At 48.9% G+C, this 229-nt stretch carries 1 protein-coding gene; it reads right to left on the bottom strand.

Annotation, left to right across the window (positions count from 1 at the left end; translation table 11 throughout):
- Positions 1-106: AlpA family transcriptional regulator (locus CVH10_RS25105; RefSeq protein WP_146143446.1), on the bottom strand; the 106-nt coding region annotated here is incomplete at its 3' end.
- Positions 107-229: the final 123 nt, after the last annotated feature.

The following is a 229-nucleotide window of genomic DNA, read 5'->3' as shown; positions in this document are numbered from 1 at the left end:
GCTGACGGGGAAATTCCCCCCTCCTCATGGCGTCGTAAATGCTAGACCGGCTGAGCCCAGTCAGACGTTCCACCTCGGGGCGGCGAAGAATACGTGGCGTTTCCATGTGGCCTCCTACTGAAAAGGGGGCATCCATATACACACCAAAAACGTTACGTCAAATCAACGACTTTACGTCACCTAGTAAAATTCTTGATGTCACATGGTAAAATACAACATTCACCAAATT

This window comes from Halomonas sp. ND22Bw (genome assembly GCF_003011945.1).
Classification (GTDB): Bacteria; Pseudomonadota; Gammaproteobacteria; order Pseudomonadales; family Halomonadaceae; genus Halomonas; species Halomonas halophila.
The sequence above is the reverse complement of the archived record's forward strand: the minus strand, read 5'-3'. Positions and strand labels throughout refer to the sequence as shown.